This window comes from Algoriphagus lutimaris (assembly GCF_017051705.1).
Classification (GTDB): domain Bacteria; phylum Bacteroidota; class Bacteroidia; order Cytophagales; family Cyclobacteriaceae; genus Algoriphagus; species Algoriphagus lutimaris.
This window is the reverse complement of sequence record NZ_JAFIDJ010000001.1, coordinates 1,335,812-1,358,178: the sequence shown is the minus strand read 5'-3', so window position 1 is coordinate 1,358,178 and position 22,367 is coordinate 1,335,812. Positions and strand designations below refer to the sequence as shown.

The following is a 22,367-nucleotide window of genomic DNA, read 5'->3' as shown; positions in this document are numbered from 1 at the left end:
GCATGGCAGAAATCCTACCAATTAGGGCCTGGAGATACCATGACCGTCTATTAGGTAAAATGGAGGAGTTGACTGCTCCTTTATTTGATGTGGTATCATCCAAACAAAGGGAGTTATTATACGAAAACCCATTCAATAGCATTCATCTTTCTGTCCCCAATGGCCCCAATCCAGCAGAACAAGCTCGAAAGACATTGGAAAAGTGGAAGCAGGAACAAATAATTGTGCAAGATGAAGAGCCTGGAATCTATGTGTATTATCAATATTTCAGATTACCCGGCGAGCATGATGCACGATGTAGAAAAGGTTTTATTGCACATATCAAGGCATATGACTGGGATGAAAATTTAATTCTTAGACATGAAAACACCATTGTCCATGCAGTAAATGATCGAATTGATTTATTGAAGGCAACAGAAATACAAGCTAGTCCCACTCATGGGTTATATGAAGATCCTGAAAATCAGTTGGAGTCCTTTATGGACGAGGCCATGGAAAACCCCATCTATGAACTAGAGGATTATCAAGGTGTGAAAGAGGTACTTGGTGTCATTCGAAATCCTCAAATCATTGCCAAGTTTTTGACTGTTTTGAGAAATAAACAAGTGATTTTGGCTGATGGACATCACCGATTGGAAGGAGCAATCCAATACCGGAAATCCATGCAACAAACCGCTTCCCTTTCAACATGGAATGGATTTGACTACCATATGATGTATTTGACAAATACTAATGGTAACCATTTAAAAATTCTTCCAACACACCGGATTTTCAAAGGATTGGAATTAAGTAACCACGAATTTGTCCAGGCTTTAGAAGAATGGTTTGAGGTGAAAAAGTTTCATGACCAAGAAGAGTTAGGTACCTATTCCTTTGCCAAAAAGTGGTCCTATGGATTGATTCTGGAGGAGGAGTGTTATCTGCTCCAGTTGAAACCAGAGAAATTTGATAAAATAGAATCTAATTACCCAGACATCATAAAAAAGTTAGATCTGGCAGTTTTACACGGATTGGTCTTCGATAAGATTTTGGGTATTCCACTGGAAGAACAGCGCTTTTCAGAAAATATCAGTTATGAGAGAAATTTTTCTAGATGTATCCATGAAGTCCAATCTGGAAAGGCTAGTTTTGCAGTCATCACTCGCGAATTGGAATTGAGTCAGGTTCTAGAGGTTTGTAGGTCCGGGTATGTGATGCCTCAAAAATCCACTTACTTTTATCCTAAAGCTTTGGGAGGCTTACTTTTTGCGAGTATTAATCAACAAGAATTCGAATTCGATTATGGAGCCTTTTTTAAATAGCTTAAAAAGCAAAAAGATAATTCTTGCATCAAACTCGCCAAGAAGGCAGGAGTTATTAAAGGGACTGGAAGTTGAATTTGAGATTCGTCCGACCTCTGTAGAGGAGAAGATTCCCGTAGACATGAAACCTGAGTTTGTGGCTGCCTACCTTAGCAAATTGAAAGCTGAATCCTTTTTGGACGAATTAAATGAGAATGAACTCTTAATAACTTCCGATACAGTAGTGATTCTGGATAAGCATGTTTTAGGAAAGCCAAACACAGAGGAAGAAGCTTTTGATATGCTTAAGAGTCTCTCAGGTACAAGCCATATAGTAATGACTGCGGTTACTTTCAGAGATCATAAAAGACAAATTACGGTGGAAGATGAAACCCAAGTCACTTTTAGATTTTTGGAAGAGGAGGAGATTTGGCATTATATCAAAAACTACAGTCCCATGGACAAAGCTGGGGCATATGGGATCCAAGAATGGATAGGATATATCGGAGTGACGAAAATGGAAGGTTCCTATTTTAATGTAATGGGATTTCCCCTTCATCTGGTCTATGAACAGTTAAAAAAATGGTCATAAAAAAAGCCCCGATCAATTCGGGGCTTTTTTGTGATTAATTGTTATTGGCGGCTGGCCCTGCTTTAGGAGCTTCCATTTTTACTACTTTATCTCCTTCTTTCAACTGTTTGGAGACTACAAAGTAAGGACCTGAGATAATTTCTTCTCCTTCGGTAATACCTTCTAATACCTCAATGTTTTCGAAATCAGAGATTCCAGTTTTGATTTCTTTCAATTTCGCTACTCCATTTTCACTCACAAAAACCAATTCTTTTGGTTTGGTGGTACCAGCGGCTAAAGTATCAACTTTGTTGTCTCTGGTGGTCACCGCTGATAATGGAACCGATAAAGCATTGTTTTTGGATGTGGTAATAATATCAACGGAGGCAGTCATTCCTGGACGGAAAGGATATTTTTTACCTTCTGCTACTAGGTCTTGGTAAGAGCTGTTTAATATTCTGATTTTTACTTTAAACTCCGTAACGGCATCAGCGGAAGCTTTGGTATTGGCAGTATTGGCAATACTAGTAACTACCCCTTTAAATTTTTTGCCTAAAGAAGAATAAGAGTCAACATCAATGATTGTAGTATCACCCATACTAAGTCTGATAATGTCATTCTCGTTGACATCTACACGTACTTCCATTTTTGAAAGATCAGCTATAGTAAGCATTTCTGTACCCGCCATTTGTTGAGTACCTACCACACGCTCACCTTTTTCAACCAATAAGTTTGATACAATTCCATCAACTGGAGAATATACATTCGTCAAGCGTAGGTTTTCTGCTGCCTCGTTTACGGTCGCTTGGGAACTTTTTACGATAAATTCGGAAGCAATTACGTTTTGTCTAGCTGCTTCAAGGTCTTTTTGAGCAGTGATATAATTGGCTTGGGCGGTTTCAAAATCAGCTTCAGAAATTGCTTTTTGTTCAAACAATGTCTTTTGTCTATTGAAGTTCAATTCAGCTTGGGTGAATTGAGCCTCAGATCTTTGTAGGCTAGCTTTTGCTTGAGAAAGATTTGCCATTTGCTGATTTAAGTTGGCTTTTGATCTATCCAATGCAGAGATAAAGTTGTCAGGACGAATTTTGACCAACAATTTACCCTCAGCGACTGAATCACCTTCTATTACATTCAATTCTATGATTTCTCCCGCCACATCTGGAGATAGTTTCACTTCAACTTCTGGTTGAATTTCTCCTGAAGCACTTACTTTCTCAATGATCTGAGTCTTTTTTGCCTGGGCAAATTCCACTTCGATCTCCTTTGCTCCACCAAACCATCCAGCAGAACGGCCGATGATTGCAAAAACAATAATTAATCCTACTGCTCCGAGTAGGTAATACAATAGCTTGTTCGACTTTTTATTAGCCATGGTTTAGTTTAAGTTAATAGGATTACCCAAGTAAAAATCAAGAACTTTTACTCTGAAAATATAAGTGTATTTATCATAAATCAATTGCGACTGAGCACTGAATAGATTGTTTTGAGCAATTTGAAAATCAACAGAGTTGATGGCTCCTAAATCAAATCGTTGCTGAGCAATTCTGTAAGATTCCTCTAAGCTTTCTACTCTTTTGAGTGATGCTTCGTAAGATTGCTCAGATGCCAATGCATTGGTATATGCTGTCTCAATGTCCTGGCGAAGTTGGTTTCTTGCTTCTATTTCAGCAACTTCTGCTAAGCTTTTTTGTACTCTAGCACGCTGTATGGAAGCTTTATTGGCCATTCTAGAGAAAATAGGAACGCTCAAGGAAATTCCGGCAGATTGTGAAAAGTTGAAATCCAGCTGAGTCCCAAATTTTTCATCATACAAATCCACATAGTTAGATCCCAAGTTGCCCCCAATGTTGATAGAAGGGTAGAAGCCCGCTTTAGCAAGCTTCACTCCGTATTCAGCGCTTTGAACCCCAAGGGAAGCTGCTTTGATTTCTGGCATCACTTCCTCTGCTGTTTCGAAGATGGTTGCAGAAGACTCAGTAACCATAAATGTGTCATCGATGGTTAATTCTGGTTTTACAATCTGAAACTCTGTAGTGTATGGAATTTGTAAAGCCTGAGCAAGATTCAATAAAGAGATAGTCAATGTTGCTTTCGCATTGATTAAATCCACATTATTAGTTGCTAATTGAGACTGCAAATCAAGTTGGTCTGAATAGGGCAAAGATCCGGCATTTACAAGTTTAGTAGTTCTTTCTAATTGCTCTTCAGTGGTTTTGTATTGATTCTCAGCAATTTTAACCTGCTCTTGGTTGAATACCACATTGATATAAAGATTGATCACATTCAATGTGATCGAATTCTTTGTTGCTTCAATATTATAATAACCCTGCTCTAGGTTTACTTTCGATTGCTTGACTGAATTATTAACCCGTCCTGCATTAAATAGCGTTGCATTTGCATTCGCATTTACATTAACATTACCAATTCTTTGTGTTTCAAAAAGGTTGGTTGCAGGGTTAATAGATCTACCCCAATTGAAATTGGTGGAACCTCCTGCAGTCAAATTTGGATACCTTGCACCTTGATTCTGAAGCAAGGTGGCTTCATTTGTTTGTTGGTTTAATTCACTTCTCTTTAAAGTCAAGTTGTTTTCCAAAGCTATATTTACCGCAGTCTCCAGGTCGTATGGACCCGTGTATTCCTGTTGGGCAAAAACTCCAAAAACTGTACTTGCCAAAAAAGCTAAGCTTAAAAAGCATTTCTTCATGTGTTTATGTGTAGTTAAAGGTCAATGTCAGGTATATAAATTAATTCTTTGATCCAAGCAAGAGATTTAAGGTATTCAATGGTGATACCTTTAATTCCGGAGTCCATTTCAATAACATGACATGCACGATCATGTTTACCTTTTCTGGAAACAGACATGGTGGCAATATTGGTTTTTTCTTGAGCGATGACACTTGAAATAAATGCAATGGCTCCAGAGACATCTTCTGCTTTGATGATTAAGGTATGATCTTTGGCAGAAAAATTTGCGACAAACCCATCTACTTCTGAAATATTGATAATACCACCTCCCAGACTTTCACCTATCACTTCAACAGACCTATCTCCTTTGACTAAATTTAATTTAATGGTATTTGGGTGGTGGATGGAAGAATTACCAATGGACTTGAATTTATATTCGAACCCAACTTCTTCTGCAATGTTTAATGCATCTTTAATTCTAGGGTCATCTGTCTTAAAATCCATAAGTCCACCAATGATTGCCCGATCACTTCCATGTCCTTCATAGGTTCTAGCAAATGAATTATAAAATGTGATGAGGGCAGAATCCGGCTTTCCTCCTAAAACTCGAATTGCAGCTCTTGCAATTCTAACTACCCCAGCTGTATGAGAAGAAGAAGGGCCTATCATTATTGGTCCTATCATATCAAAAACGCTACTCTTATTTGCCATCTCATTCTTCGGTTCAATATTAGTGCTAAGCTAAATAGACTTTCGTTATTCTATCCAAAAATGTCATTTATCAACGAAATTTCCTCGTATGGGCAATTTTCTTTATTAGATTTAACAAGTTCAATTAATGACAATTTTGAAAAACGACCGTATTTGAACAGTTTATGAGCGATTTTGAGACAGATTTTATTTTAGATTCACAGACCAGATCATGGCAAACATTTAAAGATATAGAAATTCCCAATAGAGCTATGAATTTTGGGGATGGTCTCTTTGAATCCATGGTGTTTTTTGATGGAAGTATTAGGTTTGGTCACAAGCATATGGCTCGGTTAAAGTATGGCATGGAACTGCTCAAATTAAAAACAGATTCTGTAAATCTTGAGGAAATTGAATCGTTGATTAATGGGTTGTTGCCCAAAGGAATTTTTCGGATTCGATGGAATGTTTTTAGAGCTGAATCGGGTACCTATACGCCTACTACCCAAGAGGTGGTCCAAACCTTACAAATCAAAGAATATAATGCGCCGGTACAGGTTAAGAAATTGGCCTATATATCAAAGAAGATTCATGTATACCCCACGTATTGGTGCAATGCTAAAACTATGAATTCCTTGACTTATGTGTTGGCTAACCAAGAAAGAGCAGAATATGAAATGAATGAGGTAATCCTATTAGATCATCGAGGGTTTGTTTCGGAGGCAGGCTCTTCCAATATATTTTGGAAAATTGGGGATGAAATTTTTACTCCATCTCTTAAATGTTCATGTATAGCAGGAGTGGGGAGAGCAGCGATCCTTGAGACATTAAGAGCAAAACATCTAGATATTCACGAAGGAATGTATTTACCTGAGCATTTGGCTAAAGCAAGTAGTGTTTGGGTGAGTAATGCGATGGGGATTAGTTATTTGGAGAATGTTAATGGCGTGAAATATTCTACTGATCCTCTTCCTTTTTTAGACCATATTTTTGAATAAGTTGATAATCCCAATAATTTATTTTCAGACCTTTCGATGAAAACCTTATATTTAACGCCTTGTCTTGATTTTAGACTTAAACAATAATCTATTAAGCCCAAACACCAACCTAAATTAATATGCTTTTAGAACCCTTAGATCTGATTGTTTTCATTGGATATTGTATGCTCATCATTGGGATGGGTCTTTTTGTATCCAGAGAAAAGAAAGGACATGTAAAAAATTCCTCTGATTACTTTCTAGCTTCCAAGGCGCTTCCTTGGTGGGCTGTAGGAGCTTCCTTAATTGCCTCCAATATTTCGGCCGAACAATTTATTGGAATGTCAGGATCAGGATTTGCCATGGGATTGGCAATTTCAACCTATGAATGGATGGCAGCTGCCACCTTGTTAGTTGTAGCAATTTTCTTCTTACCTGTCTACTTTAAAAAAGGGATCTATACCATGCCTGGCTTTTTGCTAGATAGGTATGATACAAGGGTAAGAACTACCATGGCTATATTTTGGCTTTTATTGTACGTCTTCGTAAACCTTACTTCTGTATTATACCTAGGAGCTCTAAGTTTAAATACCATCTTGGATGTACCTATGATATGGGGTATTGTTGGCTTGGCGGCATTTGCGATGCTTTATTCCATTTATGGTGGCTTGAAAGCAGTTGCTTGGACTGATGTAGTCCAAGTAGTGTTCTTAGTAGCTGGAGGATTAGCCACCACTTACATTGCATTAAAAATGGTCGGTTCTGGAGATGCATGGGAGGGATTAAGTCTCTTAAGAAAAGAAGTTCCAGGTCACTTTACTATGATTTTCTCCAGAGGTGAAATGATGATTCCTGATGGATCTGGAGGAGTGAAAGATGCTTATTTGGATCTTCCAGGTATTTCTGTTCTAATTGGAGGAATGTGGATTACCAATTTAAGTTATTGGGGATTCAATCAATATATTACCCAAAGAGCTTTGGCTGCGAAAAGTCTAGATGAGGCTCAAAAAGGGATGATTTTCGCAGGCTTTTTGAAGCTTTTAATGCCTTTGATCGTGGTAATACCAGGTATTGCCGCTTTTGTCATTGTAGAGAATGGAATTGATATAAGCTTCATTGAATCAATGAAAGATCCAGCTAGTTCTTTGATTAAATCGGATAGAGCTTACCCCACTTTGTTACAATTACTACCGGTTGGTCTAAAAGGATTGGCATTTGCTGCATTGACTGCTGCAATTGTTTCCTCTTTAGCTTCTATGGCCAATAGTACTTCCACTATTTTTACCATGGATATTTATAATAAATACATAGGTAAAGGAGCCTCTGAAACCAAGCAGGTAAAAGTAGGAAGGATTACCGCTTTGGTGGCATTTGGATTGGCTTCTTTGGTAGCTCCTGCATTAGGAGCACTGGATCAAGCTTTTCAGTTCATTCAGGAATATACAGGCTTTATCAGCCCTGGAGTTTTTGCGATTTTCTTCTTTGGAGTATTCTGGAAAAAAACCACGTCCAACGCCGCATTGGTAGGCGCTGCCTTGAGTATTCCACTATCTATCGTATTGAAAATAGCTTTCCCTGGACTTCCTTTCATCGATCGGATGGGGGTAGTGTTTTTAATATTGGCTACATTAATGATAATCATCAGCTTGGTCGAGGGTAAAGGAAAAGACCATCCAAATAGTATAGATATCAATAAAGAACTTTTCAAAACCAGTACCTCATTTAAAATTGGAGCAGTATTAATTGCGGGAATTACTGCTGCACTTTACATCGTATTCTGGTAAAAAATATTCAAATGAGACAGTTATTATTAGGATTAGATATAGGTAGTTCTTCTATAAAAGCATCCTTATTAGATGCTGATACCGGAAAAGCAATCGTAGCGAAGGCATTCCCTGAAGAGGAAATGACCATTGAAGCTCCTCACGAAGGCTGGGCTGAACAAGATCCAGAAATGTGGTGGAAATACATTAAAGAATCAAGTAGATATGTGCTTCAAAAAGCAAGTGTGAAAAGTGGAGAATTAAAGGGGATTGGGATTGCTTACCAAATGCATGGATTGGTTTTGGTGGATAAAAACCAACAGGTTTTAAGACCTTCAATAATCTGGTGCGATAGTAGGGCTGTAAGTATAGGTGAAAAGGCTTTTCAAGACTTAGGAAAAGATTATTGCCTTCCGCACCTTTTAAATTCTCCTGGGAATTTTACAGCTTCAAAGCTTAGGTGGGTCATTGAAAATGAACCAGAATTGGCTTCAAAAATTGATAAAATCATGTTACCAGGTGATTTTATTGCAATGAAGTTAACAGGAGAAGTACTCACTTCTGAGACTGGTCTTTCGGAAGGGGTGTTTTGGGATTTCAAAGAAAATGGAATCAGTAAAAAGGTGATCGGAAATTATGGAATAAATAAAGAATGGATTCCTAAAGCCGTACCTTCATACTCCTTACAGGGTAAGGTGACTCAAGATGCATCTGATGAGACTGGAATTGAAGTAGGGGTTCCTGTCGCTTACAGGGCCGGAGATCAGCCCAACAATGCCTTCTCTTTGCAGGTATTGAAACCAGGAGAGCTCGCCACAACCGCAGGAACCTCTGGAACCGTATACGGAGTTTGTGATACACCACTGTATGATCCATTGTCCAGAGTAAATACTTTTGTACATGTAAATCATACCAAAGAGAAGCCTTCTTATGGGGTATTACTTTGCGTGAATGGTACGGGCATTTTGAATAGCTGGATCAAGAAATTGATGGGGGCAGGGAAAATTGATTATGATGAAATGAATAATTTAGGAAGTTCTGCTCCTATAGGTTCTGGAGGCTTGACCTTTATCCCCTTCGGTAATGGAGTAGAACGGATTATGCAAAACAAACATGTAGGGGCTCATTTACTCGGACTGGATTTGTTGAAGCATGATAAAAAGCATATGATCAGAGCCGCACAAGAAGGAATTGTCTCGGCATTGACTTTTGGATTTAGGATTATGCAAGCCATGGGCATGGATTTGAAAACTGTCAAAGCTGGAAAAGCAAATATGTTTCTCAGCCCTATATTCAGAAAGACCTTTGTACATATGAACAAGGTAGTTTTGGAACTTTACGATACAGATGGAGCTCAAGGAGCAGCAAGAGGAGCAGGGATTGGGATCGGGTTGTTTTCGAATGAAAGCGAAGCCTTTGCTGGATTGGAATTGTTAGAAACCATTGAACCCAATGAACAATTCTATGAGCCTTATGAAGAAGTCTATTCCCATTGGAAAAACCAATTGGAACAGATTCAAAAATTAAGACTATAATTACAACATTAAACCTATTAAGTCAAACCTAAATATTAGCAACATGTCAAAACAGTATTTCCCAAATATCGAAAAGATTCCTTTTGAAGGGAAGGACAGTGATAATCCAATGGCATTTAGATTTTACGATGAAAATCGGATAATCCAAGGTAAAACTATGAAAGAGCATTTCAAGTTTTCTATTGCTTATTGGCATTCTTTCTGCGCAACTGGATCAGATCCTTTTGGACCAGGTACTATAGTTCATCCTTGGGATGCTAACCCTGACCCTGTGCAGAGAGCTAAAGATAAAATGGATGCTGCATTTGAATTTATTACAAAAATCGGAGCTCCTTATTATTGCTTTCATGATGTTGATTTGATCGATGAAGGAAAAGATATCGCAGAGTATGAGGAGCGTATGAAGATCATTGTCGATTACGCGAAACAAAAGCAAGCAGAAACTGGCGTGAAATTATTATGGGGTACAGCCAATGTCTTCAGTAATCCTCGCTATATGAACGGAGCATCGACCAACCCTGACTTTGATGTGTTGGCCTATGCAGCAACTCAGGTGAAGAACTCCATCGATGCAACCATTGCCCTTGGCGGTGAAAATTATGTATTCTGGGGTGGTCGTGAAGGCTATATGTCTTTGTTGAATACGGATATGAAACGTGAAACGGAGCATTTAGCGAAATTCTTGACCATGGCAAGGGATTATGCAAGAAAAAATGGGTTCAAAGGCACATTCTTCATAGAGCCAAAACCAATGGAGCCAACTAAACACCAATATGATTATGATGCAGCAACGGTGGTTGGATTTTTGAGACATCATGGATTGGATAAGGACTTTAAATTAAATATTGAAGTAAATCATGCAACCCTAGCTGGACATACTTTCCAGCATGAACTTCAGGTGGCCGCCGATGCTGGGATGCTCGGAAGTATTGATGCCAATAGAGGTGATTATCAAAATGGATGGGATACGGATCAATTTGCACTGAACCTTCAGGAATTAACTGAAGCAATGTTGGTAATCCTAAATTCTGATGGAATCCAAGGTGGTGGAGTAAACTTTGATGCTAAAATCAGAAGAAACTCTACAGACCCTGAAGATTTATTCCTAGCTCATATTGGAAGTATGGATGCTTTTGCAAGAGGTATGTTGATTGCAGAGGATATCTTGAAAAAGTCAGATTACCTTGAAAGAAGAAAGAACCGCTATGCAAGTTATGATTCTGGTAAAGGGAAAGAGTTTGAAGATGGTGCATTGACATTGGAAGATTTGCGTGACTACGCAGCTTCCAAAGGTGAGCCTGCCATGACTAGTGGTAAACAAGAATACTTCGAAAATTTGTTGAACAGATTCATTTAATCTGTCTTTTATCAAAAAAAAGTATAAAAGTCCCGGTGAAGTTTTTCTTCATCGGGATTTTTTTTAGGTGATTGAGTTTGAAGCTAAATCTTTATTTCATCCGTCTCACTCTATCGCTTTCCTTCATCCAGTAGTTGTCACTTACCGGGCTATTTATGGAGTACTAAACTTTGGACAACAGTGCCAATCTGGCTTATCCATGTAATTTGTTGGAGGAGAATTAATTAGAGAATGTAAAAAGTTTTAATTCAATTGAAATGGAGATCAATTGCAAGCTTCCTGGGCTAAAATGATGAATTCTCCAGAAGGATAAGGGAAATAATAGACTTTATGGATATTTAAGATAGAAATGAGTCAACGTTGTATACCTTTTCAAAAAAAAATGTCAATTTTCAGTAGTAAACCCCAAAACCTATGAAGCGTTATTTAGCTGTCTTACTACTTATTTGGAATTTTGGCTGTGATTCAGATAAGTTTGAATCTGAGGTAACTATGCCAAAACTATTTGAAGATGGTATGGTGCTTCAAAGAGATCAGAAAATATCTGTTTGGGGAAAGGGGATTCCTACCAAAAAAGTTCGAGTTTCTGTAGCAGGATTATTAGGCAGCACAGAAGTAAATGCAGACAGTACTTGGTCGATTAAGCTTCCTGCTTCTAATGCTGGAGGACCTTATGTTCTTCAGGTAAATAATATTCAAATTAAAGATGTCTACATAGGTGATGTTTGGCTGGCAGGAGGTCAATCCAATATGGAATGGGCATTAAAATCTGCAGTGATTGGTGCTGATCAGGAGATAGAGGAAGGAGGGTTTCCGAAAATACGGTTTTTTAAAGTTCCTAAGTCGTATAGTGCAAAACCTCAAAATGATTTGGAGGGAGGAACATGGGAAGTAGCTACTCAGGAAAATATGCCCGACTTTTCTGCCGTGGCTTGGTTTTTCGCTAAACGAAATCACTTAGAGAAAAAGGTTCCAGTAGGTATTATTGAATCAAATTGGGGTGGAACACCTGCCGAGGGATGGACTGAATTATCGGTTTTGGCAGGAATGAATGCCTCTTATAGTAAAGAGGCTCTGGATATTTTGGAAAACCAGGATAAGTGGCAAGAGGAGGTGATTGCTAATGAGGAGAGGAGGGCATTACGGGATCAATTAGTCCCAAAACCAGATTCCCTAAAAGCGTTGGAAGTTGCCAGTATAGCATATGATGATAGCCAATGGAGAAAGATCAATCTACCTCAATCCAATCCATTGCAACACATTGCTTGGGTACGGAAAGTCTTTAAAGCTAATTCTTCTGAAGGAGCAACGCTTCATTTGCCTAGGATAGACCAAATGGGCTACGTTTATCTGAACGGGAATTTACTTCATTACAAAGATTGGGGGACTACTACTCCCGATTTGGAAATTCCTGCTTCTAGCCTTTTGGATGGAAGAAATGTATTGTCTATTAGAGCTATCAATACTTGGAATAATCAGCCAAGAATTGGGGAGCCAGGTGAAATGTATATCCTGCAAGGGGACAAAAAGATTTCCCTGGAAGGCATTTGGAGCTATTCAAATAATAAGGTAGAATCTTTACTTCCAAAAGTAGATTTTCTGAATTGGAAGCCTGGTATGATGTTTAATGCCATGATTTATCCTTTAATAAATTATCCAATCAAGGGGGCAATTTGGTACCAAGGAGAGAGTAATGCGGGAAGATCCGAAGAATATCACGAATTATTTGCTGCTATGATTACCAATTGGAGGATAGTTTGGGGTATTGGTGACTTTCCATTTCTGTTTGTTCAATTGGCCAATTTTATGGAACGGAAATCCCCACAACCAGATAGCAATTGGGCCTTTTTAAGAGATGCGCAGAAAGAAACATTAGATTTGCCTAATACAGGAATGGCAGTGATTATTGATGTCGGAGAGGCAGAGGATATACACCCCAAAAATAAAAAAGATGTGGGGGAAAGGTTATGGCTGCAAGCAAGGAAAGTAGCTTATGGGGAAAAGCTTGTTTCCTCAGGTCCTGTCTTAGAATCTGCTACTTTAAGGGATGGGACCGTGGTGTTAAATTATTCAGAAGTTGGTGAAGGACTTAAAACTTCTGATAATTCTGAATTGGTAAAAGGATTCATAATCGCAGATTCAAGGGGAAGGTTTAAAGAGGCCAAAGCTGTGATTTCAGGGAATAATGAAATTACTATTGAAACCGAGAACTCGAATATATCTGAGATCAGGTATGCTTGGGCAGATAACCCAGAAGTTAATTTGATTAATAATCTAAATTTACCCGCTGTACCATTTCGATATAGTTTTGAAAATGATTAAAAAGGGGGAATAGAATTCAGTTTTCTTTATTGCATGGATTCCAGTTCTACATCCAATTTTTTCAATTCCTCTACTTTTCTTTGATATTCTTCTTTGGAAGGTACTTTAGCTACATTTTCCAGAAAGTCAATGGTGGAAAATAAAACTCCTTCCCAATCTCCGGAGGTTATGGAACTTCCAATCACATGGTCTCCAGCATCAGGGAAGGCTACCTTTCTTTTCAAAATTTCTGGAGTTCCCAGTTTTTTATACATACTAAGTATATAAGGAACAGAAACGACAAAGTCCTGTTCTTTTTCATTTTTATAGTAATAGCCCAGAAACAAGGGTTGATGAATTTTTTCGAATGTTTCATTATTCATCATACTATATATTAAGACACCTAAACTTTCATAGCCGTTTATATGATAATCTTCTGACCAATACTTTGCTTTATCACCTGTACGCTCTTGATGAATTACTTTGTTGTCCATCATGGTCAGTTCCATTAATTTTTTCATCCAAGGGGAAAATAAGTTTTGTAACCTTTCACCATAGTCCCTTATAGCTGGAGAATAAACCACTACAGATTTTATATCAGGCTGTTGACTGGCAAGCAATAAGGTTAATGCTCCTCCCATGGAGGTGCCCATTACAATGACTGAATCTCCTAAGTTTTTGCCTATTTGATAAGCTTCTCCAGCTGCATCAGCAAGCTTTTGAGCAGACATATATTCCATTCCATTCTCACGCTTGATACCATGTTCAGGAAGTCTTGTAACAAATAAATTAGCTCCAAAGTGGGCTGCTATAAAACGATGAACAGGATCCCCTTCCATGGGACTGGCACCAAATCCATGGATGTAAACGATAGAGTAGGGGGTTTTTCTTTTATTAATACTATCTGCCCAAATGATGTAAGCTTCATTTCCTAGTTTTAATCCTTTTACCGTATCCTCTCTCTGAGCTACATATTGCTCAATTTCAGCCATTCGAGTTGGGATGTTTGGGTACTTTATGATTAACTCCTGTTTTTCAACTTTGGGGCCTACCATATAGAGTATAGCCAATAGCATGGCAGCGCCGAAAATTCCTAAAAAGATTTTACGTAACATGTTGGTTCGTTAACTTTCAAATAGGGCTTTAAGAATCCTGGAAATTCTTGAATTCTCAAGCAAATATACTATAGTTATAAGCTATATCTAATGATCATAGATCCTGAGGTCTTTTATTTACACATTTTAGATAAGTTCTTATCGTTCAAATCCATAATCCCTTTCAACCAAACAAACTCTTGTTTTAAAAGCAGCATACCATTTTTCTCGGCCCTTTTGTTGTGCCAATAAATGGTCACTTTGGGCCTTCCAATTCTTAATAGATTCTAGATCCTTCCAATAGCTCACGGTAATTCCTACATCCTCTCTCGCAGATTCATGCCCTAAATACCCTTTTTGAAGGGAGGCCAAATGCTCCATTTTTATGGCTGTTTCTATATAATCTTGATCGTAACTTGTTCTTATGCTGGTGAAAATCACAGCGTAATAAGGAGGCTTTGGAGTTGGGGCTAACATTTTTACAGTTTTTAATTAGGGGTAAATTCCCTGTGGGTTGTCTTAGGATTAAAGAAATAAAACTAAACCAAAAATCTGTTCAAAATGGCTTTAATCCAAGAAAATGTGCATGCTATCACAGTAAATCGAAGAGCAAGTGACTTACCACCACCTTCACCTGAAAAATTGGTCATTTTCATAGTCCTTTGACTTAGATCAATAAATCAATTAGTTGATAACCAGTGCTGTCAAATTGCCGTACATTTGTATGCTTGCAGCGCTTTAAAATTTAAATAACAAAATATTATTTTAAAAAATGCAAGGTCATGAATTTAATAAAGAATTATATAAAGATATATTATACATTTTCAATTTTATTAGCATTAGCACTACTTAGCTCCTGCAGTAAAGATCTGGAAGTAGTTCAGTCCATCAATCAAGAATTTGAAGGGGTTGAGGAGGTGGAAATTGAATCAGGTTTTTTGGAAGTGGTTTATACTGGAGATCCAAGCTTGACATCTGTTTCTTTAAGTGCAATGTTGGAATCTACAAATGCAGGCAGGTATAAAATTGAGTATAGAGAGGAATCAGGAAAGCTTATCATTGAGTTAGATCAAAAGAGAGTATCTAATAGTGGTCGAGATCGAGGATTCATACATTTGATAGGGCCAGAAAGAATGGGAATGAACGTGGAGGTTGGATCTGGGTCCGCTACTATTTCAAATGTGGAAACTGAAGTATTTGATGTAATGGCAGGTTCAGGAAGGTTGAATATTCAGAATATTAATTCCTCCTTAGCTAATTTAACTGCTGGTTCTGGAGAAGTAAATGTGATCAATCTTCAAGGAAAGACTACTGTAGAGGTAGGCTCTGGAATTGTTGAAATGAAAAACATTGTAGGAGATGTAAATCTTTCAGGTTCTTCAGGGAAATATCAGTTGAATAGGATTGAAGGGATGGTGCATGCGATTCTTAGCTCAGGTACAATTGATTTAACCGATGTAGAAAGCTTAGGTAAATTAGAAGTTTCTTCCGGTAGAATCAATGCGATTAATTCAGGGTTGAGTAATGAATCTTTATTCAAAGCGTCCTCTGGAAATATTAAAATTCAAACATTTTCGAATTTGATAGATTATAACTATAACCTCGCTACAAGTAGTGGAAGGGTTTCTGTCGGAGACAGTTCTTCCAGCGGAACATTAAAGATTGATAATGGTTCTCCTTATACCGTGTCAGGTACCGTTTCTAGCGGTATCATTGAAATAAGGAATTAGTGAAAAGTTGTCACAATCACCTCTAGCCCCGGATTAAAAATTCGGGGCTTTTTTCTTTATAAGAAAATAAAAAAAGGAGTTTTGATTGTCTACATTAGTTGGAGAAAATAAGGAATCCCCAATTTTTAAATATTGGATAACCAAAGTCAGATTTTTATTGGTCATTTCATAGATTTTACGTATCAAACTAGATCATATCTAATTTATCATATTGAATCAATAGTACTTATTTTTAACTGATAAAATATTGTAAATCAAATGATTATGGTTTATTTTTTAGAAAATTGTTTATAGTTAAATTATTCTCATTAAAAGATACATAAAATCTACTTTTTTTACTTTAGTAATAATTTTTTGCTACTAAATAAGCCAATCATGTAATGGATTTCCCTGTTTTTTGAAAATAATGTAATTTAGGAATCCTTCATACGTTAAGATCGGTGCCCCTCATTTTAATAAGAAGAGGTGTAATTCAAAAAACGTTCGATGAAGAATTGAGAATAACTAGCTGAATAATTGCCCATGAAATCTATTTTTACTGAGAGGAAATTAAAACCTTCCTTTAAAGGTTGGATTGTGTTTTCTGCACTGTCCTTGCTTTCCCTAAGTTCTTGTGGTGACGGAGAAGGTAACCGCCGAAAGAAAAACAAACCATTGAGTATTCCGATTATGGAGCTTAGCTCAAGGAATATCGATGTTCCTCAAACCTATGTTTGTGATATACAGGCGGTTCAATTCGTAGAAGTCCGAGCCAAAGTGGAAGGTTTTGTGGAAGAAATTTATGTTGATGAAGGAGAAGAAGTGAAAAAAGGTCAAGCGCTATTTAAACTAAACTCCGCAGAACTTGGAGAGGTGGTCAATAGTAGCAAAGCACTTTTGATGAAAGAAAGGGCGGAAGCTCAAGCGGCCAGGTTAGAAGTAGAACGTCTTCAGATTTTAGTAGATAAAAACATCATTACTGATTCTGAATTAGAGTTAGCCAAAGCAAAATTGGAAATGGCTGAGTCTGGAATCCTTCAGGCAGAGTCCATGTTGAAAAATGCGCAAACAGGACTTTCTTACAGTATCATAAAAGCTCCATTTGATGGAATTGTAGATAGAATTCCTTTTAAGACGGGAAGTTTGGTCACCCCTGGAGACCTAATGACTCATATTACTGATATTTCGGAAATTTTTGCATACTACAAGGTGACTGAAAATGAATACTTGCGATACATGCGTGAAAAGCAGGAAAAAGGGGAGGAGTTTACTGAGAAGGAAATCACATTAGTATTGTCTGACGGTCAAGAATACCCTTATAAAGGCAAACTGGAAACTATGGAAGCAGATTTTGAGAGAGGGACTGGGTCGATTGCTTTTAGGGTTCGGTTCCCAAACCCTGATGGACTGATTAAACATGGGGCCAGTGGAAAAGTAATGATGACCAATCAGATGGAGGATGTATTCTTAATCCCTCAAAAATCCAGCTTTGAAATTCAGGAATATACTTACGTCTATATTTTGGATAGTGATAATAAAGTGAAGGTGAGAAGTTTTAAACCCATCAGAAGATTTGGTCTTTTTTACGTGGCTGATGGTTTTCAAGCAGGTGATAGAATCATCTATGAGGGGATACAGCAGGTGAAAGATGGAAGTCTAATAGAACCTGTTCAAGTATCTGACCAAGAAGCTTATGATACGCTCTATCATTCGCTATAATCTTAATTCCACCCAATAAGTAAGCTTTATCCATGTTTGAATTATTTATCAGACGACCAATTTTATCTACGGTCCTTTCGGTAATTATTGTCTTTATGGGCTTATTGTCATTGACATCCCTGCCCATAACGCAGTTTCCAGAGATCGTTCCTCCCTCTGTCACAGTAACCGCAAAATATACAGGAGCCAATGCTGAGGTATTGGCAAAGGCAGTTGCCACTCCCCTTGAAAGAGCCATCAATGGGGTTCCGGGAATGACATACATGAACTCTGTCAATACAAATGATGGTGTCACAGTCATAACTGTGGTCTTTAAAGTTGGCACAGACCCAGATCAGGCGGCAGTGAACGTACAAAATAGAGTAGCCACAGTAATTGATGAACTTCCAGAAGAAGTAATCCGAGCAGGGGTGATGACTGAAAAAGAGGTAAATAGTATGTTGATGTATCTCAACATCATGACCTCTGACACCACCCAAGATGAGAAATTTGTTTACAACTTTTCTGACATTAATATACTTCCGGAACTTAAGAGAATAGATGGGGTAGGCTTTGTAGAAATTATGGGATCCAGGGAATATGCCATGAGAATCTGGATGAATCCAGACCGAATGGTTGCCTATAATATTTCTCCTCAGGATATCACAGATGCCATAAGAAAACAAAACGTAGAAGCTGCTCCAGGAAAATCTGGGATTAGCTCAGACCAAGATCCCCAGGCACTTCAATATGTACTTCGTTATACAGGTAAATTTAACCAAGAAGTTGATTATGAAAACATCACCCTAAAAGCGTTACCCGATGGTTCTTTATTAAAAATTAAAGACGTGGCTGAGGTGACTTTTGATTCCCAGGATTACAATATGGCTTCTATCACAGATGGTCGTCCTTCTGCTTCTATCATGATTAAACAGCGTCCTGGCTCCAATGCCCGTGAGGTTATTAATAACATCAAGAGTAAAATGGAAGAACTGGAGCAGACATCTTTTCCTCCGGGGATGATGTTTAACGTTTCCTATGATGTTTCGAGATTCTTGGATGCTTCTATTCAGGAAGTAATCAAAACCTTGATTGAGGCATTTATTCTGGTATCCATCGTTGTATTTCTCTTTTTACAGGACTTTAGGTCTACGCTAATCCCTGCAATAGCAGTTCCTGTTTCCTTGATTGGGACGTTCTTCTTCATGGGCTTATTTGGCTTCTCCATCAATATGTTGACCCTATTTGCTTTGGTTCTGGCCATCGGAATTGTAGTGGATAACGCCATTGTCGTGGTGGAAGCAGTCCATGTGAAGATGCATGACCTGAAGATGAATGCGACGGATGCGACCATTGAAGCCATGAAGGAAATCGGAGGAGCAATTATTGCCATCACCATGGTGATGTCTGCAGTATTTATTCCTGTTGGGTTTATGGATGGTCCTGTGGGTATATTCTATAGGCAGTTTTCATTGACATTGGCTATTGCCATTGTGATTTCAGGGGTCAATGCCCTGACCTTATCTCCTGCACTGTGTAGCATGTTGTTGAAGCCGGCCAAGCATGTGCCTGAAGATGAAAAAGGATTGATACAAAAGTTCTTCGATGGCTTTAATAAGCGATATGATCAATTGTCAGGTAAGTATTCCGGAGTTTTGAAAAAAATTGCGGGAAGACAGGTTGTGACATTCGGGATTTTGGGGATTTTTATTTTGGCAACATTTGGTATTTCAAGCGTTCTACCGACAGGATTCATCCCAACAGAGGATCAAGGCATGATTTATGTCAATATTACGACTCCTCCCGGTGCTACTGTGGAGCGAACAAAAGTGATTTTGGATGACGTTCAGGCAGCTTTATTGCCATTGGAGGAAGTAGAAACGATCTCTACCTTGGCAGGGTATAGTTTATTGACTGAAACTGCTGGAGCCTCTTACGGAATGGGGATGATTAACTTGGTTGCTTGGGAAGATAGAGAGCAAAGCGTCAATGAATTGATTTTGGATTACCAGGATCGTGTGAGTCATATTACGGGAGCGGAAATTCAATTTTTTCCTCCTCCAAGTGTACCAGGTTTTGGTAATGCCTCTGGATTTGAGATGCGACTTCTAGATAAGACGGGCGGACCTTTAGGGGTTACGGCTAAGACTACTCAAGATTTTGTGGCCTTATTAAATGAAAAGCCAGAGCTCAATGGAGTATTTACCAATTTTGATCCAAATTTTCCTCAGTACATTCTTCATGTAGATCATGATAAAGCTGCGAAACTTGGTGTTCCAGTAGAGGATGCTATGCTGACACTTCAAAGCTTCATTGGAAGCTTTTATGCCTCTAACTTTATCCGATTTGGACAGATGTACAAGGTGATGATTCAAGCAGCACCGGAATACAGAACGAATCCAGAAGCTTTACTTAGCATGTATACAAAAAGTGATCGGGGTGATATGGTTCCTTATTCAAACTTCGTGACCTTGGAGCGAGTGTATGGACCGGAACAATTGACTCGATACAACATGTATACTTCAGCGATGATCAATGGAGAAGCTGCTGATGGGTTTAGTAGTGGTGACGCGATACAGGCTGTAGAATCTGCAGCCTTGGAGTTTTTGCCAAGAGGATTCGATATTGATTGGTCCGGTATCACCAGAGAGCAAATTGCTTCGGGAAATCAGGCAATCTATATTTTTGCTGTGTGTTTGATATTCGTTTACCTGCTTTTGGCAGCTCAATATGAAAGTTATCTATTGCCATTGCCAGTCATCCTATCCTTACCTGCAGGTATCTTCGGGGCGTTTTTATTGCTCAAGTTAACAGGTTTGGAAAATAATATTTATGCTCAGGTATCCTTGGTTATGTTGATAGGACTTTTGGGTAAAAATGCCATTTTGATCATTGAGATTGCCATTCAAAATAGAAGCAAAGGATTGGGGATTATCGAATCCGCTATGAACGGAGGGGTTGAGAGATTAAGGCCAATTTTGATGACCTCATTTGCCTTTGTTTGTGGTTTGATTCCATTAACGATTGCATCTGGGGCAGGAGCCATTGGAAACAGAACCATCGGAACTGCTGCGGCAGGAGGGATGATGATAGGGACTATTGTAGGAGTTTTCCTGATCCCAGGACTTTATGTAGTCTTTGAAACACTGTCAACCAAACTGAAAACCAAACCCGAAGCAACAGAAGTAACAAAATGAATCGATTCAAATATAGCATAGTAACAGCAGCGGTAGTTTTGGCTTGGGGATGCAAGGCTTCGTATGAAATACCAGAAAGGAAAGCAGTTCCAGTTGAGTTTGAAACTACCAGTGATTCTACTCAAAATTTATCAGATCAAAGCTGGGATCAGTTTTTTGAAGATGCTAGGTTAAAGGATTTAATCAGATTGGCACTTCAAAATAATTACGATCTTCTTAAAACACTCGAAAAAATCCGCATTGCCAATGCCCAGATGAAAATGGGGAAATTGGGCATGCTTCCTCAAGTCAATGGGATGTTTGGTGCTAGTCAAACTAAGTTTGGCAAGTATACAATGGATGGAGTAGGCAATTACGATACTAATTTCTCAGATAATATAACTGAGGATGAGAAAATCCCAGATCCTTACAAAGATTTTGGAATTGGGGCTCAGTTCTCTTGGGAACTGGATATTTGGGGTAAATTTTCCAATAGGAAAAAAGCTTCTATCGCTCGGTGGTTAGCAACCCAACAAGCAGCAAACTTGATTAAAACTCAATTGGTTGCTCAGGTTGCCAAATTGTACTACCAATTAGTGGGGCTTGATGAGGAGATTATCATTTTAAATAAAAACATTTCTTATCAAGAGATTGCTTTTGGACTGTCTAAGGATTTAAAAGAATCAGGAAAAGAAACACAGTTGGCGGTAGATCAATTTGAAGCGTTGCTATTACATTCTAAATCCCTTCTTATAGAAAAGGAAAGAGAGTTGAAAGCCACAGAATTGGCGCTTAAAGGATTATTAGGAAGCTATGAAGTTTCCTTGCAGAGAACAACTTTGTCGCAGGTAAACTTTATGCCAGAGATATTACAGATCGGAGTTCCTGCTCAATTATTACAAAGAAGACCAGATATTCTTCAAGCAGAAAATGAATTGGAGGCAGCTCATGCGGATGTGGGAGTGGCAAGAGCAGCTTTCTTTCCATCCGTAAGGTTATTTGGTTCGGCTGGATTTAATGCTTTTGATTTCAGTAAGTTTTTCTTTACTCCTGGTTCGGCTGTTTATGAAATGGGAGCAGGACTGGTAGCACCAATTTTTAATAGAGGTCAAATTAAAGCGAGTTTTGAACAGGCTAAAGCTTCCCAACAAATCGCCTGGTTAGATTATGAACAAACTGTTTTGAATGCGTATTTAGAGGTAATTCAGGTGGTTAATGAATATTCTACCTTAGATGAGCAATTAGATTTGAAAACGGATGAGGTTTTGGTTTTGAGGCGATCTATTTCCAATGCGAATACCATGTTTTCAGTAGGATATGCTAATTACCTGGATGTCATCAATTCGCAGAACCGAGCATTAGAGGCTGAATTGAATTATGTGGGACTTAAAAAACAACAATTAGCAAGTATTGTAAGCCTTTATAAATCCCTTGGAGGAGCAGCTACTGACTTGAATTTAGGGGAATAAATAAAAAAAGAACACCAAAAAGGGAAAGTACTTTTGTGCTTTCCCTTTTTGTTTTT

Annotated in this window: 16 protein-coding genes; 11 read left to right on the top strand and 5 right to left on the bottom strand. The window is 38.3% G+C overall.

All coding sequences use genetic code 11. From position 1 onward, the window contains the following. Positions 1–2 precede the first annotated feature (2 nt). On the top strand, positions 3–1,301 hold the full coding sequence (locus JYB62_RS05505; protein WP_205644412.1) for a DUF1015 domain-containing protein: 1,299 nt from the start codon (positions 3–5) through the stop codon (positions 1,299–1,301). Next, positions 1,282–1,872, top strand: a complete 591-nt coding sequence (locus tag JYB62_RS05500) for a Maf family nucleotide pyrophosphatase (RefSeq protein WP_205644411.1) — start codon at positions 1,282–1,284, stop codon at positions 1,870–1,872. Before JYB62_RS05505 ends, JYB62_RS05500 begins: the two co-directional genes overlap by 20 nt. A gap of 34 nt (positions 1,873–1,906) precedes the next feature. Here the strand turns inward: JYB62_RS05500 and JYB62_RS05495 are convergent, their stop codons facing one another. Genes JYB62_RS05495 through sdaAB form a run of 3 tightly spaced genes read right to left on the bottom strand, consistent with a single transcriptional unit; the run spans position 1,907 to position 5,253 of the window. Further along, on the bottom strand, positions 1,907–3,226 hold the full coding sequence (locus JYB62_RS05495) for an efflux RND transporter periplasmic adaptor subunit (protein WP_205644410.1): 1,320 nt from the start codon (positions 3,224–3,226) through the stop codon (positions 1,907–1,909). Positions 3,227–3,229: 3 nt separating this feature from the next. Next, entirely contained in the window at positions 3,230–4,561 is a 1,332-nt protein-coding gene (locus JYB62_RS05490) for a TolC family protein (protein ID WP_205644409.1), read from the bottom strand. Between the two features lie 14 nt (positions 4,562–4,575). Continuing rightward, complete coding sequence (gene sdaAB, locus JYB62_RS05485; RefSeq protein ID WP_205644408.1) at positions 4,576–5,253, bottom strand: L-serine ammonia-lyase, iron-sulfur-dependent subunit beta; 678 nt, start codon at positions 5,251–5,253, stop codon at positions 4,576–4,578. 164 nt (positions 5,254–5,417) lie between these two features. Between sdaAB and JYB62_RS05480 the strand changes: the two genes are divergently transcribed. The 5 genes from JYB62_RS05480 (at position 5,418) to JYB62_RS05460 (ending at position 13,186) form a co-directional block, all read left to right on the top strand. After that, a complete protein-coding gene (locus JYB62_RS05480) occupies positions 5,418–6,230 on the top strand; it encodes an aminotransferase class IV (RefSeq protein ID WP_205644407.1) in 813 nt (270 codons plus the stop codon). Positions 6,231–6,349: 119 nt separating this feature from the next. Beyond that, entirely contained in the window at positions 6,350–7,993 is a 1,644-nt protein-coding gene (locus JYB62_RS05475) for a sodium/sugar symporter (RefSeq protein ID WP_205644406.1), read from the top strand. A gap of 11 nt (positions 7,994–8,004) precedes the next feature. Next, positions 8,005–9,507: a xylulokinase gene (locus tag JYB62_RS05470; protein WP_205644405.1), complete on the top strand. Its 1,503-nt coding sequence runs from the start codon at positions 8,005–8,007 to the stop codon at positions 9,505–9,507. Positions 9,508–9,550: 43 nt separating this feature from the next. After that, positions 9,551–10,864 carry a xylose isomerase gene (gene xylA, locus JYB62_RS05465; RefSeq protein WP_205644404.1) on the top strand — a complete coding sequence of 438 codons (1,314 nt, stop codon included), beginning with the start codon at positions 9,551–9,553 and terminating at the stop codon, positions 10,862–10,864. Between the two features lie 414 nt (positions 10,865–11,278). Continuing rightward, a complete protein-coding gene (locus JYB62_RS05460; RefSeq protein WP_205644403.1) occupies positions 11,279–13,186 on the top strand; it encodes a sialate O-acetylesterase in 1,908 nt (635 codons plus the stop codon). Between the two features lie 26 nt (positions 13,187–13,212). Here JYB62_RS05460 and JYB62_RS05455 read toward each other — a convergent pair whose 3' ends face one another. Then, positions 13,213–14,280 (bottom strand): alpha/beta hydrolase, encoded by a 1,068-nt coding sequence (locus tag JYB62_RS05455; protein WP_205644402.1) that lies wholly within the window; start codon positions 14,278–14,280, stop codon positions 13,213–13,215. A 138-nt stretch (positions 14,281–14,418) separates the two neighbouring features. Next, on the bottom strand, positions 14,419–14,736 hold the full coding sequence (locus tag JYB62_RS05450) for an antibiotic biosynthesis monooxygenase family protein (RefSeq protein WP_205644401.1): 318 nt from the start codon (positions 14,734–14,736) through the stop codon (positions 14,419–14,421). A 305-nt stretch (positions 14,737–15,041) separates the two neighbouring features. Between JYB62_RS05450 and JYB62_RS05445 the strand changes: the two genes are divergently transcribed. From JYB62_RS05445 to JYB62_RS05430, 4 genes are all read left to right on the top strand, one after another. Then, entirely contained in the window at positions 15,042–15,989 is a 948-nt protein-coding gene (locus JYB62_RS05445; protein WP_205644400.1) for a DUF4097 family beta strand repeat-containing protein, read from the top strand. Positions 15,990–16,511: 522 nt separating this feature from the next. After that, positions 16,512–17,687, top strand: coding sequence for an efflux RND transporter periplasmic adaptor subunit (locus JYB62_RS05440; protein ID WP_205644399.1), 1,176 nt, complete (start codon positions 16,512–16,514; stop codon positions 17,685–17,687). Positions 17,688–17,719: 32 nt separating this feature from the next. Beyond that, positions 17,720–20,863 (top strand): efflux RND transporter permease subunit, encoded by a 3,144-nt coding sequence (locus JYB62_RS05435; RefSeq protein WP_205644398.1) that lies wholly within the window; start codon positions 17,720–17,722, stop codon positions 20,861–20,863. Next, positions 20,860–22,311, top strand: coding sequence for a TolC family protein (locus JYB62_RS05430; RefSeq protein ID WP_205644397.1), 1,452 nt, complete (start codon positions 20,860–20,862; stop codon positions 22,309–22,311). Before JYB62_RS05435 ends, JYB62_RS05430 begins: the two co-directional genes overlap by 4 nt. The last annotated feature ends 56 nt before the right edge of the window (positions 22,312–22,367 follow it).

Excerpts from the sequence above, each read along its gene's own strand:
- JYB62_RS05505 (WP_205644412.1), top strand. The coding sequence starts at position 3 with ATGGCAGAAATCCTACCAATTAGGGCCTGGAGATACCATGACCGTCTA.
- JYB62_RS05500 (WP_205644411.1), top strand. The coding sequence starts at position 1,282 with ATGGAGCCTTTTTTAAATAGCTTAAAAAGCAAAAAGATAATTCTTGCA.
- JYB62_RS05495 (WP_205644410.1), bottom strand. The coding sequence starts at position 3,226 with ATGGCTAATAAAAAGTCGAACAAGCTATTGTATTACCTACTCGGAGCA.
- JYB62_RS05490 (WP_205644409.1), bottom strand. The coding sequence starts at position 4,561 with ATGAAGAAATGCTTTTTAAGCTTAGCTTTTTTGGCAAGTACAGTTTTT.
- sdaAB (WP_205644408.1), bottom strand. The coding sequence starts at position 5,253 with ATGGCAAATAAGAGTAGCGTTTTTGATATGATAGGACCAATAATGATA.
- JYB62_RS05480 (WP_205644407.1), top strand. The coding sequence starts at position 5,418 with ATGAGCGATTTTGAGACAGATTTTATTTTAGATTCACAGACCAGATCA.
- JYB62_RS05475 (WP_205644406.1), top strand. The coding sequence starts at position 6,350 with ATGCTTTTAGAACCCTTAGATCTGATTGTTTTCATTGGATATTGTATG.
- JYB62_RS05470 (WP_205644405.1), top strand. The coding sequence starts at position 8,005 with ATGAGACAGTTATTATTAGGATTAGATATAGGTAGTTCTTCTATAAAA.
- xylA (WP_205644404.1), top strand. The coding sequence starts at position 9,551 with ATGTCAAAACAGTATTTCCCAAATATCGAAAAGATTCCTTTTGAAGGG.
- JYB62_RS05460 (WP_205644403.1), top strand. The coding sequence starts at position 11,279 with ATGAAGCGTTATTTAGCTGTCTTACTACTTATTTGGAATTTTGGCTGT.
- JYB62_RS05455 (WP_205644402.1), bottom strand. The coding sequence starts at position 14,280 with ATGTTACGTAAAATCTTTTTAGGAATTTTCGGCGCTGCCATGCTATTG.
- JYB62_RS05450 (WP_205644401.1), bottom strand. The coding sequence starts at position 14,736 with ATGTTAGCCCCAACTCCAAAGCCTCCTTATTACGCTGTGATTTTCACC.
- JYB62_RS05445 (WP_205644400.1), top strand. The coding sequence starts at position 15,042 with ATGAATTTAATAAAGAATTATATAAAGATATATTATACATTTTCAATT.
- JYB62_RS05440 (WP_205644399.1), top strand. The coding sequence starts at position 16,512 with ATGAAATCTATTTTTACTGAGAGGAAATTAAAACCTTCCTTTAAAGGT.
- JYB62_RS05435 (WP_205644398.1), top strand. The coding sequence starts at position 17,720 with ATGTTTGAATTATTTATCAGACGACCAATTTTATCTACGGTCCTTTCG.
- JYB62_RS05430 (WP_205644397.1), top strand. The coding sequence starts at position 20,860 with ATGAATCGATTCAAATATAGCATAGTAACAGCAGCGGTAGTTTTGGCT.